We start from the raw sequence: 10961 nt of genomic DNA, 5'->3' as shown, positions 1-10961 counted from the left end.
CACCTGGTGGTGGTCGACGTGGACGAGGAGAACTCCGGCGAGATGTGTCCCGCGATCCTCAAGACAGCCACGATCACTGTCACGCTCGCGCGACCGCTCGGCGACCGCCTCGTGCTCGACTCCGGCACGGGGCTGCCAGCAGTGCGGGGAGTGAAAAGGCGCTGACGGTCCGGGCTTCCCGTCAGCGCCTGTCCAGGCGGCGTGCCACGCGCTTCGCCGCCCCTTCGGCCCATTCGTGTCCCAGCTCACCCAGGCAGTCTCCGAGCTCCGCCCAGGCTCGGTGCTCGTCCGGGCGCAGCGTCAGTGCCCGCACCAGCAGGTCCACCGCCTCGCCAGGGTCTCCGGACCGCCGGGCGGCCTGGGCGAGCATCCGGTACGCGGGGGCGCACCACGGATAGTCCTCAAGCAGACGCCGCAGCAGCGAAACGGCCTCGGGCGCCCGGCGCTGGTCCATGCCCGCCGCCGCCTCCAGAGCGCGGCCGACCTCCGCCGCCCGCTCCTCCGCACTCGGCTTGGTGTCGTCCTCCACGTCACCCTCGCCCCTTTCCCGCGGGGCGAACGGCGAGCGCAGAAAGGCGGGGTCGACCTCGTCCGCCAGGTAGGCGAACAGGTTTCCCGGCCGCACGCCCGGGGCCCGCCACCGCATGTCCAAAGGCGCGTCGAGCAACTCCGCCGGCACGAGCATCCGTTCGCGGCGGAACCGCCGCTCGGCAGCGGCCCGGTCGCCCGTCCGGTTCGCGATGGCCTCGATCACCTGAATCTCCCAGCCGATCACGCCTTCCAGCGAGCCCAACTCCATCGCCACCGTGATCGTTGACGCATCGGCCGCCAGCTCCTCCAACTGATCGAGGACGGCCTCCACCGCCCGGGACGGCGATGCGAGGGTCCACCGGAAGACGGACCACACGAAGTTCAGGTACGCCCGCAGGCCGGTGAGCGCACACCACCATTCGCCCGCGTCGGACGCGGCCCGGATCGTGGCGACACGTCGCCAGGCGTCGGACAGCAGCCCTTCCAGCAGGGGCGTGATCCGGGAGGAGCCGGCCACCGGATGCCGGAACCGCTCGTCGAGCAGGTCCGCCCCGTAGGTGACCAGACCGGCGCCGTCCGCCGGGGGGTCGCCGAGGATCTCCCCGAACAGTTCGGCGTCGTCCCTGGTGACAGCGGCGGCACGCAACAGGATCGTCGCCGAGAGAGCCACGTCGGACACGTTCAGGATCTGGCCGGTGTCGATGAGACCGACGATGTGGCGCAGTCCCGCCGCCAGGCCATGGCGTTGGCCGACCAGGAGTGCCGGGGTCAGGGCCGCCCCGAACGCGCGGTCGTCGCGGTCACGCTCCACCAGGAGCCCCCAGCGCGTCCTGGTCGCGTACAGGGCGGCACCGACAGGCGGTGCCGGGTCCAGCGCCACGTCGCCCGCGAGCGGCACGTCCGGCGGCCACGTCGCCAGGTGGAACCAGTAAGGGAAGCTCCGGAGCCCGGAGAACCGGAGCCCGGCCTCCTGCTCCAGGACGACTGAGAGGTAGCCGACGACAGGATCGGCCCGCTCCAGGTAAGCGGCCATCACCCGTTTGGAGAAGTCGCTGTCCTGCGCCCCTCCCCCGTGGTCGGCCGCGTACCGCCCGGCCAGGAACCGCTGTTCGAGCAGCCCCTCCGCGATCGCCAGGATCGGCCCGGCCTGCTCGGGCCGCTCGCAGGTCAGCAACGGTTCGGCGGATGTCATCAGAGCCCCAGCAGACCGACGAGGTCCCAGCCGCGTTCGGAGAGGAAGCGCCGTCCGCGGATCAGCCACTCCCGAAGGCTCGTGCGCCCCGAGCGCGTATAGGGAATCCGCTCGCGCAGCAGGCCGGCGGCCAGCATCGCCTGCCTGCCCGGTCCCGGCGGGCGGCCCGCCGCCTCGGCGGCGATCGAGAACACCTTGCGCAGCTTGGCCCGCACCGCCTCCGGTTCGTGGTCGTCGACGAGATGGACGTACACCACCTCGCTGTCGTGCCCGATGCCCTCGAAGAACGCGAGACCGGGCAGAGGCGGTACGGCCGAGGGGTCGAAGAGGTGCCGCACCATCGTGTACGAGGGCGGGGCGGTCGCGTCCAGCGTCAGCCAGGACCCGAAGGAGGAGTCGTCCACCGGCACCGGGGTCTCGGCGTTCTCGTCCAGGCAGAACATCACCAGGATGTCCGGGCCGCTGTCGGCCGAGAGCGCGCCGGAAAGCACGTACTCCTTCACCGCCTGGTCGACACCCGGATGGAAGGCGAGGAAGGCGAAGAAAGTGGCCACTTTTTCCAGGGCCGCCAGCCCGTCAGGTCGCAGCACCTTTTCCAGGTCGTCTATCTTTCCTGTCTGCCGGTGTTCGTCCGTCGCCGCAGACTCCAAGATCGTGACAATCGACAGTGCCAACATACCTGCCAGAATCGCATCGATCATTCGTCTTGCGGAGCCATATTTCATACCGCTCCGGGTGAGGCGACCAATGTCATGGACCGGGGTCCCAAGGTGGAAGGGTGCCTCGATCGGTCCGGCGGTCACGCCCCGGAATCGGTGAGTCGCGCGCGCGGAAGGCCCCGCCCCGCTGATCATCCCGTCTGCCGTCGCCCCGCCCGCAGGGGAACCGGGACAGGGCCGGCGGGCCCTGTCGCAGGGGTGAAAATCGGTGGACAACGCGCGTACCTGTGGCGATCGTTGAGGTCATGCGGCAGGACGAGATCTGGGACGCCGACGCGGCCCGGCGCTATGACACGCCGGGCATCGGCATGTTCGCGCCCGAGGTCCTGGGGCCGGCGGTGGACCGTCTCGCCGAACTCGCAGGCGGCGAACAGGCGCTCGAGTTCGCCATCGGAACCGGCCGTGTGGCCGTTCCGCTCGCCGAGAGGGGAGTGCCCGTCACCTCACACCTGGCGGCAGGTTCGTGATCGAGCTCTAAGTGCCCGAGCTGCGCAAGCTCCCGCCGGGTCAGCAGGCCACGGTCTGGCACTGCGACCCCGGCTACATCGGCCTGGACACCTACGATCTTCTGCGCCAGCACGTCGTGTCGCACCACTTCAGGTTCGACGAGAGCAGGAGGGCTCAGCTGTTTCGCAGCCCGCACCGCTACATCTGGCCGGCTGAGCTCGACCTCATGGCTCAGCTGGCCGGGTTCGAGCTGGAGACCAGGCACGCGGACTGGACCGGAGCCGAGTTCACCGCCGAGTCTCCTTCCCACGTGTCCGTCTACCGCATCCCGCCGGACCGTTAGCGTCGTAGGAAGGCCCAGGCACTGTCTCGGGGTGCCGGTGACGGTTGGGTGATCGGCGGCCAAGGCCACGTGGCGGCCATGCGGAGATGCCGGGTCGGGCCGGGGAGGGTGTTCATGCTGATCAGGGCGGCGCGGGCGGACGAGGGCGCGGCGCTGGGTGCGCTGGTGCTGCGGTCAAAGGCGCACTGGGGGTACGACGAGGTGTTCATGGCGGCGTGCCGGGAGGAGCTGACGGTCGCGGCGGCGCAGGTGGAGGCGCGGCGCACGGTGGTGGCCGAGCGGGACGGCCGGATACTGGGGATGGCCACGCTGGAGGGCGAGCCGCCGACGGGGGAGCTGGGCATGTTGTTCGTCGAGCCGGAGGCGATCGGCCAGGGGGTCGGGCGGCGGTTGTTCGCACACGTGACGGAGGTCGCGGCCCGGACGGGGTTCGCGCGGCTGGGCATCGATTCCGACCCGCACGCCGAGCCGTTCTACCTGGCAATGGGGGCAGTGCGGGTCGGCGAGGTGCCTTCGGGGTCGGTGGCGGGCCGGCTGCTTCCCCGGCTGATGGTGGACGTCTCCCGGGGCGCGAGGAGTCGGTGACGGAGCGGTCGTCGTTGCGGCGGCCGTTGCGGGGCCGTTACGAAGGCCGTTGCGGCGGCCAGATCGGTTTGCCTGAAAGGCTCAACGCGCGGGGCGCGAAGAGGTGTTGAGATCGACTGCTACGCGCATCCTCGTGGCGAGCTTTCGAGAACAGCCGGCCACGGCGATCGACCACGAGCCCCTGCGCGACCCCTGGATCTTCGATCGCCCCGTGTGACTCGCCGGACCACTGGATCGCCTCGTGCACCATCCGGACCGCACGCCGCTTCAACTCGGGCGGGTACCGACGCCGGGAGGGACGCGAAGAAGATCGACAGGCCAGGGGCCCCATCCTTTCCAACCGCAGGAGCCTGCATCAACGCCGGACGGGTTCACACGACAAGCTTTGGACAAGCCGGCGTGGCTAGCGTGCACCGTAGCTAAGTCGGGAGTCGCTATGTCTTCTTCGGTGTCAGCCGGTCCGCGAATTCGTTTGGGCAACAGAGATGGCGGCTCTCTCCAAATAGCGTGCGGAGCATTGATCGCGTTGAGCGGCGCGCTGACAGCCTTCGCCTTCAACGCGATCCATGCGAAGGGCTGGATCGATCTGGAGGTTTACCGGGAAGGCGGAGCGGCGGTACTACGGCATACCTCTGTATACGACTTGATCGTAGGTGAAAGGTGGCTGAAGTTCACCTATTCACCGTTCGCAGCAATACTGTTCACGCCTCTCGCCTTGGTCGAAATGGAGGTTGCCGTCGCCCTCTGGGTGCTGATCTCCATACTCGCCCTTGAGGCATTGATATGGATCCTCGTCGGCCGTGCCGCAGTGAGGAGCCGTAGTCGCCGGGCAACTCACACGTTGCTGGTCGTTATCGCGATACTTCCCTTGTATCCAGTAACACTGACGCTGTGGAATGGGCAAATAGGTATCATTCTGCTACTGGCGATAGTTTTAGATCTGACGCACGGAAAAGAAAAGTGGTGCGGCATAGTAACGGGCATTGCCGCCGGCATCAAACTCACTCCACTGATATTCATCCCCTATCTTCTCGTCACGCGTCGTTTCCGGGCCGCTCTGATGGCCGGCCTCGGCTTTCTCGGCACAGTAATACTCGGATTCCTGCTACTGCCGGCCGATTCACGTGATTACTGGGGTGGTGCATTTTTTGACACGCAACGGGTGGTAGCCGAGCAGGGCGCAAATTTTTTCAATCAATCGCTTCGCGGCATGCTCATGCTCATACCCGGCTCTTGGCCCACCACGCCTCTCTGGCTCGCCCTGTGCGCGATAGTCGGCGCGGGTGGACTTCTGGTCGCCGCATGGACCGCGAAGAAGGCTGGCGAGATCGCAGGAATCACCGCCTGCGCCATCGTGGGGCTGCTTGTCTCACCTGTTTCCTGGCCGCACCATTGGGTCTGGTGCATACCGCTCCTGGTGCTCTGGGCACAGCGCGCTCAGCGCGTGGACGCCACGCTTGAGAAGGTGGGCGTGGGGTTCTTGTGGTTCATCTTTCTGCTGCCTGGATATATCGCCCTGGCGATACTTCTCATATATCCATCCCACGCCGGAATGTGGCTGATGCTGCTGACGGGTAGTTATGTGCTCAGCGGATTGTTGACATTGCTGGCGCTTGCGGTTTATTTTGGCCGGAGTAATCGGCTGCGAAGAAGGCACGGGTCGGGCGACGAATAGAGACCTTCAACGGTCAGAGTCATATGGCCTGTCCCTGATGGTGCTGGATGGGCGTGATCGTGAGCCGTTGTGAGGGATCGTTGCAGTACTCGTTGCGGTACTGCATCATCCCCTGGGTTTCCCGTTCTCCTCGAAGACAGGTTGCCGGTGCGTCTACATCCAGGTGAGCCCGAGGCCGTTGGGTGGCGGGTGGTGACCGTGCGCGACGCCGTCCGGCAGCTGCGCGATGCGTCACCCGACGTCACCGGACGTCCGCGGGTGATCGCGATTGACGGCCGGGGCGGCGCCGGCAAGACGACCCTGGCCGAGAGGCTGCGCAAGGTGATGCCCAACTCCGCCATCGTGCACACCGACGACATCGCCTGGAACCACGCCTACTTCGACTGGGGCGACGTGCTCGTCGAGAACATCCTGCGCCCCCTGCACCGGGGTGAGGCGGTGGACTTCCGCCCTGATGCCTGGATCGCCCACGACCGGCCCGGCTCGATCACCGTCCCCGCCGGTGCCGACTTCATCTGGGTCGAGGGCACCGGCATCATCCGCGAAGAGCTCGCCCCGTGGTTGGACGCCTCGGTGTGGATGCAGGGTGACCTCGATGAGCAAGAGCGCTTGTCGGTCGTCCGCGACGGTGACTCCCCCGAGCAACTGGAGCACGTGGCGAACTGGCTGCTGGAAGAACTGCCGTTCATGGTGCGAGAACAGCCGTGGGCCCGAGCCACCATGATCGTCGCCGGCCCTCCGCAGATCGACCACGACCGGGACACCGAGTTGGTCGTCGCCCCGCCGACCAACCCTTAGATCGGTCGACCCACCCGCGGAACGCGGATGAGCGGTCCGAGATCAAGAACGCCGGGATGGAGCGTCCTGAGGAACGCCCCGTGCCGACCGTCTCGGATTGTCCCGTGTTCACGCTCCTGACGGGCACGACACCCGCGACCCGCCCTTGACCGTCGGGCGGCAGCCTAGGCTTTCAAGTCCGGCTTCCAGTCCTGGACGAGGAGCCCGAGCAGCACCTCGTCCAGGAACTCGCCCATGACCCAGGCCGAGGACCGCATCACGCCCTCGCGGACGAAGCCGTTGCGCTCGGCGGAGCGCAGCATCGCAAAATTGTCCGACAGCGTCTCGATCTGCAGCCGCTGTAGGCCACGCACGACGAAACCGTAGTGGCACAGCACCGCGACCACGTCGGTGCCGTAGCCCTTGCCACGGGCGGACGGCAGCAGCCCCAGCCCGATGTGCGCGGACCGGTGATGGTTGTCGATGCCCCACAGCGTCGCGGCGCCGACCAGCGTGCCGCCGTCCAGCTCCACCACGGAGAACGGGACGTGCCCTTCCTCCTTGTCGTCCATCACGAACTGCGACTCCTTCGAGCCGGGCGTGATCGGCCGCCACGGCCGGCCTTGGGCCGCGAGGAGCTGACCACGTCGTCGTGGAGCTCGGTCTGCAGGATCGGGATGTCGTCCTCGTGCCGAGCCCTAAGTCCGACTTCGCCGCCTTTCAGCATTACTGCGGGAGCTGATGAACCGGATGGGGCACTCGACCACGCGGGCCGCGCTGACCTATCTGCACACCGAGAACGGGCGGGATCAGATGATCGCCGACGGCATGGGGAAGCTCGCCGAAGCCGTCCTCAAGAAAGAAGATCCATCGGGATCGGGAACGTAACAGGCGCAGAAGATCGAAAGCGCTCCGGAAACGACAAAGGCCCCGGTTCGGATTCGCGTCCTGACCTGGGCCTTGAAGTGTGGATCGGGTGACGGGAATCGAACCCGCGCTGTCAGCTCGGGAATCGGCTACCGATCTACCCTCCCTGAGCGGGGAAACGGGCGCGCAGCTCAGAGGCGGTCGAGTAGCCGTGAGACCCCGTGAAACCCCGCTGGTCACCGTTCGATCTGGCACGCATCTGGCACGACGGCCCCCCTCATCGGTGCCGCGAGGGGGTGTCTGCCAAGATGCGTTCCAGGGTGCGTTGGCCCATCCGGCTCATGACTGGGTTGGTTTCCAGGTAGTACCAGACGAGTCCCATCGCCTGTGCGAAGGCCCACGCTTTGCCTCGCTCCCATTCAAGGTCGTCGCACTCGAGGTCCAGGCGGAGCACCTGCCGCGGCCCAGCCTCAAGCAGATGCCAGGCACTCACGAGATCTAGGGCAGGGTCGGCCGGTCCGAAGCCGCCGACGTCGAGAATCCCGGCCAGCCGACCAGCGGACACAAGCACGTTGCCGGGAATGAGATCACTGTGGGTCATCACGTCGCCTGCTTTGCGCGGGAGACTCCGAAGGTTTTCCCACATCTGGCGAAGCCGGCGAACGTCCAGGAGTTGTTCGCTGTGCTTGAAACAGGTCTCCATCCACGCGTCGTGGGATTGAAGGTCGCCTCCCCGGCCTTTGCCGGCAAACGTGCGGCCACGCGTGTCGACTGCGCGCAGGCCATTGATGAGATCGGCCAGATCGTGGGCAAATGCGACCGATCCACCCGGGTCCTCATCGGTGGCCACGACGCCGGGCAGCCACGTCTGCACCGACCATGGAAGCGGGTATCCCGCGCCGGGTTCACCGAGCGCGACCGGCTCGGGCGTGGGAAACCGCGTGCGACCTGCCAGCTCGCGGGCTGCTTCCGCTTCGGACTCCAGCCAGCGCCGCGTTGAGTCGACATGCCCGGACTGCAGAGGGAACCGAGCTGTGAAGTGGTCGCCTATGCGGAAGATGGCGTTAACCGTCCCATGGTGGGCGGTGCCCGTGATAGGCAGGCCCCGCCACTCAGGGAATTGCTCATCCACCAATGTGCGCGCTGTCTCCGGTGACACCGTCAGCTGGTTGGCGTGCATTTTCACGCCGGGCAGCCTCCCGCGTCTCAGTCTGCTCCTGCAACGTGTTTTCGGCCCCGTAAGGCCGCTTCGAGCTATGCTGCCAACTGTAAGATCGAACAGGTCCAGAAACGATCAAGGCCCGATCGCCGTCAACCGGTTTGATGATCAGCCACAGCGCGATCGTGACCTGTACTGGTTGTGATGGCTGACCCGTAGCTCTAGTCGCGCTTGGGCCAGATCGGGCCCTGGTCGGTCCAGACGACGCCCTTGTTGCGACACAGGCAGAAGGGGTGGCCGCTCGGGTCGGTGTAGACCCGCCAACCGTAGCCCTCGGGGCCGATGAAGTCCTGCTGCAGCGTCGCGCCGAGGTCGAGGACGCGGCGCTGCTCGGACTCGATCTCGTCCACTTCGAAGTCGAGGTGGAACTGCTTGGGGTGCTCGCCGTCGGGCCACTGCGGAGCGCGGTAGTCGTCCACCCGGATGAAGGCCAGCTCGACCTCGCCAAACTTGATGCCTGCCCAGTTCTCGTGACTGCTTTCCTTGATCGGGCGGCCCGTCACTTCGGAGTAGAAGGCCGCCAGCTTCATCGTGTCCTGGCAGTCAATGATGAAATCGGTGAGTCGCAGCATCCCGCGATCTTGTCACAAGATCAAGGGAGCTCAAGGGCTGTGCCAGAGCTGTTCTCCGTGTGGACGCAGTGGCGGGGCCGGCGACGGCGCGTCCATGGTCGGCGGGTGAGGCTTGGTACGGCGAGTGCTGCGTACGGCGGGCAGCCCGCGTTCCCGCCGACACCCAGGTCGGCAGCAGTCAAGGTCACGATCGTCAACAGTCCTGTCTCGCCCTACATACAGCTCAGAAGGGTACTTCCTCCCGATGTCTCACCTGACCCTGCCAAAGAGGGGTTCCGTCAACGTCGCATACTTCGAATCACGATCTTGCGCTTAAAAGATCGACCCAGGGCTGTTCCAAACGGTTCAATGCAGGTCAACGGGCCTGCACGGTCCATTCTGAACAGCTTTGAACACCCTTGTATCGCAACCAGAGATGCAATCCATGACGGCTTGAGGTGCCCTGAAGATTCCGGATATTCAGCTACATAAGCTGACAGAAGTCTGGAAGAGGTAGGTGCGTGACGAGGCGTCATAGGCAGTTCTCGCCGGAGTTCAAGGAAGAAGCCATCCACATGGTGCTGGAGGGCGAGCGGACGGGCGCGTCGGTGGCGCGGGAGTTCGACATCAACGCCAGCACGCTGGGCAGTTGGGTGAACCGGCATCGGATCGTGAGCACCCAGGACGAGCAGCGGTTGGTTTCCGGGCCGGAGCGGGCGCGGTCCGCGATGATCTGCGGGCCTATGTGGTGGAGCAACTCGGTGACACCGACGGGGTGTTAATCGTCGATGAGACCGGGTTCCTCAAGAAGGGTGAGCGCTCGGCCGGGGTGCAACGCCAGTACTCCGGCACGGCCGGCCGGATCGAGAATTGCCAGATCGGCGTGTTCGTCGCCTACGCCTCACCTCGAGGGCGGGCGTTGATCGACAGGGAACTGTACCTGCCCAAGTCCTGGGCGACCGACCCAGAACGCCGCACGCGGGCGGCGATTCCGCAGGAGGTCGCTTTCGCCACCAAACCGGCCATAGCGCGGGCCATGTTGGAGCGCACGCTGGCTGCCGGGGTGCCTGCTCGCTGGATCACCGCCGATGAGGCCTACGGCGGTGACTACAAGTTCCGCACCTTCTGCGAGCGGCACGGCATGGGGTATGTGGTAGCCGTGCCGCGCAGCCAGAGCGTCGGGCTGGGGCCGGGCGGCGACCTGCACGCCGACACCCTGGTCGCCGATGCCCCAGCCGAGGCGTGGAAGCGCGTTTCGGCCGGTGACGGCGCCAAGGGGCCTCGGGTGTATGACTGGGCGCTGGCCACGTTGCCGTGGGAGGCCGAGCCCGGTTTCGGCCGCTGGCTGCTGGTGCGCCGTAGCATCGCCCAACCGGATGTGCTGGCCTTCTACTTCGCTGCTGTCAGCTCGGGAAGTGCATCGATCACGCCTTGTAGAGCGGCTGAGCTGGGCGTTCGGCCGGTCGTGAGGGACCGTGGTTGCCCCCTCGCCACCCTGGTTAATGGCTCGCTGATGGCCCGGCGATCAGCTTGTGGTCTGGTCTTGCCCGTACACCATCCACACCCTGCCCACTTGATCATCTCGTCCGTCTTGGTTTGTCGGAGGGAGGGACGAATTTGGGTTGGCTGTCCGGCTGGAGCGCTTGATTCCTTATGGGTTTGCGTGATTCAGAAGCGCGACCCTTGTCTGATGTATAACGTCCGTGTTATGACTCGGGGATAGGTGGAGCTGGAGTCGGAGGTGGACACGTGGTTCGACACGCTTGATCAAGAAGGCCAGGAGACGGCTGTGTTCTATGTCGACCTGCTGGCCGAGCGGGGTGTCCTGCTTGATGAGCCCTACACCCGGCAGTTGCGCGGTAAGTTGCGCGAGTTGCGTTTCCACCTTGAGCGAGAGGCGGTGCGCGTCAGCTACTGGATCGCACCGGGCAGGCGGATCATCCTGTTGACGGTCTTCTGTAAGCAGCGGATGCGTGAGACTGCCGAAGTCGAGCGTGCGTGGCGAGCCATGCGGCGATGTATCGCTGAGGCTCACACGGCAGAGGAGGAGTGAGC

Annotated in this window: 14 protein-coding genes; 9 read left to right on the top strand and 5 right to left on the bottom strand. The window is 66.1% G+C overall.

Features of this window, described 5'->3' with window-relative positions; all coding sequences use genetic code 11:
• Positions 1-181: 181 nt before the first annotated feature.
• Both ACTOQ2_RS13430 and ACTOQ2_RS13425 read right to left on the bottom strand, forming a co-directional pair.
• Complete coding sequence (locus ACTOQ2_RS13430) at positions 182-1723, bottom strand: tetratricopeptide repeat protein (RefSeq protein WP_440099890.1); 1542 nt, start codon at positions 1721-1723, stop codon at positions 182-184.
• Entirely contained in the window at positions 1723-2400 is a 678-nt protein-coding gene (locus tag ACTOQ2_RS13425) for a hypothetical protein (RefSeq protein WP_440099889.1), read from the bottom strand. The genes ACTOQ2_RS13430 and ACTOQ2_RS13425 overlap by 1 nt, the downstream gene beginning before the upstream one ends.
• A gap of 287 nt (positions 2401-2687) precedes the next feature.
• Here ACTOQ2_RS13425 and ACTOQ2_RS13420 point away from each other — a divergent pair, with 287 nt between their 5' ends.
• The 5 genes from ACTOQ2_RS13420 (at position 2688) to ACTOQ2_RS13400 (ending at position 6290) form a co-directional block, all read left to right on the top strand.
• Positions 2688-2909 (top strand): hypothetical protein, encoded by a 222-nt coding sequence (locus ACTOQ2_RS13420; RefSeq protein WP_440099888.1) that lies wholly within the window; start codon positions 2688-2690, stop codon positions 2907-2909.
• A gap of 11 nt (positions 2910-2920) precedes the next feature.
• A complete protein-coding gene (locus tag ACTOQ2_RS13415; protein ID WP_440099887.1) occupies positions 2921-3232 on the top strand; it encodes a hypothetical protein in 312 nt (103 codons plus the stop codon).
• Between the two features lie 114 nt (positions 3233-3346).
• Entirely contained in the window at positions 3347-3817 is a 471-nt protein-coding gene (locus tag ACTOQ2_RS13410) for a GNAT family N-acetyltransferase (protein ID WP_440070483.1), read from the top strand.
• A gap of 436 nt (positions 3818-4253) precedes the next feature.
• Positions 4254-5492 carry a glycosyltransferase 87 family protein gene (locus ACTOQ2_RS13405; RefSeq protein ID WP_440099886.1) on the top strand — a complete coding sequence of 413 codons (1239 nt, stop codon included), beginning with the start codon at positions 4254-4256 and terminating at the stop codon, positions 5490-5492.
• 192 nt (positions 5493-5684) lie between these two features.
• Positions 5685-6290 (top strand): uridine kinase family protein, encoded by a 606-nt coding sequence (locus ACTOQ2_RS13400; RefSeq protein ID WP_440099885.1) that lies wholly within the window; start codon positions 5685-5687, stop codon positions 6288-6290.
• A 164-nt stretch (positions 6291-6454) separates the two neighbouring features.
• Here the strand turns inward: ACTOQ2_RS13400 and ACTOQ2_RS13395 are convergent, their stop codons facing one another.
• Complete coding sequence (locus ACTOQ2_RS13395) at positions 6455-6841, bottom strand: GNAT family N-acetyltransferase (RefSeq protein ID WP_440099884.1); 387 nt, start codon at positions 6839-6841, stop codon at positions 6455-6457.
• Positions 6842-7010: 169 nt separating this feature from the next.
• Here ACTOQ2_RS13395 and ACTOQ2_RS13390 point away from each other — a divergent pair, with 169 nt between their 5' ends.
• Entirely contained in the window at positions 7011-7157 is a 147-nt protein-coding gene (locus tag ACTOQ2_RS13390; protein ID WP_440099883.1) for a hypothetical protein, read from the top strand.
• A gap of 256 nt (positions 7158-7413) precedes the next feature.
• Here the strand turns inward: ACTOQ2_RS13390 and ACTOQ2_RS13385 are convergent, their stop codons facing one another.
• Both ACTOQ2_RS13385 and ACTOQ2_RS13380 read right to left on the bottom strand, forming a co-directional pair.
• A complete protein-coding gene (locus ACTOQ2_RS13385; RefSeq protein ID WP_440099897.1) occupies positions 7414-8316 on the bottom strand; it encodes an aminoglycoside phosphotransferase family protein in 903 nt (300 codons plus the stop codon).
• A 200-nt stretch (positions 8317-8516) separates the two neighbouring features.
• Positions 8517-8927, bottom strand: a complete 411-nt coding sequence (locus ACTOQ2_RS13380; protein WP_440099882.1) for a VOC family protein — start codon at positions 8925-8927, stop codon at positions 8517-8519.
• A 500-nt stretch (positions 8928-9427) separates the two neighbouring features.
• Here ACTOQ2_RS13380 and ACTOQ2_RS13375 point away from each other — a divergent pair, with 500 nt between their 5' ends.
• From ACTOQ2_RS13375 to ACTOQ2_RS13365, 3 genes are read left to right on the top strand one after another with little or no spacing between them, the layout of a single operon-like run.
• Positions 9428-9688 (top strand): transposase, encoded by a 261-nt coding sequence (locus tag ACTOQ2_RS13375; RefSeq protein WP_440099881.1) that lies wholly within the window; start codon positions 9428-9430, stop codon positions 9686-9688.
• On the top strand, positions 9652-10629 hold the full coding sequence (locus ACTOQ2_RS13370; RefSeq protein WP_440099880.1) for an IS701 family transposase: 978 nt from the start codon (positions 9652-9654) through the stop codon (positions 10627-10629). The genes ACTOQ2_RS13375 and ACTOQ2_RS13370 overlap by 37 nt, the downstream gene beginning before the upstream one ends.
• Positions 10630-10647: 18 nt before the next feature.
• Entirely contained in the window at positions 10648-10959 is a 312-nt protein-coding gene (locus ACTOQ2_RS13365) for a type II toxin-antitoxin system RelE/ParE family toxin (protein ID WP_440099879.1), read from the top strand.
• Positions 10960-10961: the final 2 nt, after the last annotated feature.

The organism is Streptosporangium sp. H16, from assembly GCF_051918855.1.
Classification (GTDB): domain Bacteria; phylum Actinomycetota; class Actinomycetes; order Streptosporangiales; family Streptosporangiaceae; genus Streptosporangium.
This window is presented reverse-complemented; position numbering and strand designations above follow the sequence as displayed.

Coding starts and splice junctions, on each gene's coding strand:
- ACTOQ2_RS13425 (WP_440099889.1), bottom strand. CDS start 2,400: ATGTTGGCACTGTCGATTGTCACGATCTTGGAGTCTGCGGCGACGGAC.
- ACTOQ2_RS13395 (WP_440099884.1), bottom strand. CDS start 6,841: ATGGACGACAAGGAGGAAGGGCACGTCCCGTTCTCCGTGGTGGAGCTG.
- ACTOQ2_RS13405 (WP_440099886.1), top strand. CDS start 4,254: ATGTCTTCTTCGGTGTCAGCCGGTCCGCGAATTCGTTTGGGCAACAGA.
- ACTOQ2_RS13430 (WP_440099890.1), bottom strand. CDS start 1,723: ATGACATCCGCCGAACCGTTGCTGACCTGCGAGCGGCCCGAGCAGGCC.
- ACTOQ2_RS13380 (WP_440099882.1), bottom strand. CDS start 8,927: ATGCTGCGACTCACCGATTTCATCATTGACTGCCAGGACACGATGAAG.
- ACTOQ2_RS13385 (WP_440099897.1), bottom strand. CDS start 8,316: ATGCACGCCAACCAGCTGACGGTGTCACCGGAGACAGCGCGCACATTG.
- ACTOQ2_RS13420 (WP_440099888.1), top strand. CDS start 2,688: ATGCGGCAGGACGAGATCTGGGACGCCGACGCGGCCCGGCGCTATGAC.
- ACTOQ2_RS13390 (WP_440099883.1), top strand. CDS start 7,011: ATGAACCGGATGGGGCACTCGACCACGCGGGCCGCGCTGACCTATCTG.
- ACTOQ2_RS13410 (WP_440070483.1), top strand. CDS start 3,347: ATGCTGATCAGGGCGGCGCGGGCGGACGAGGGCGCGGCGCTGGGTGCG.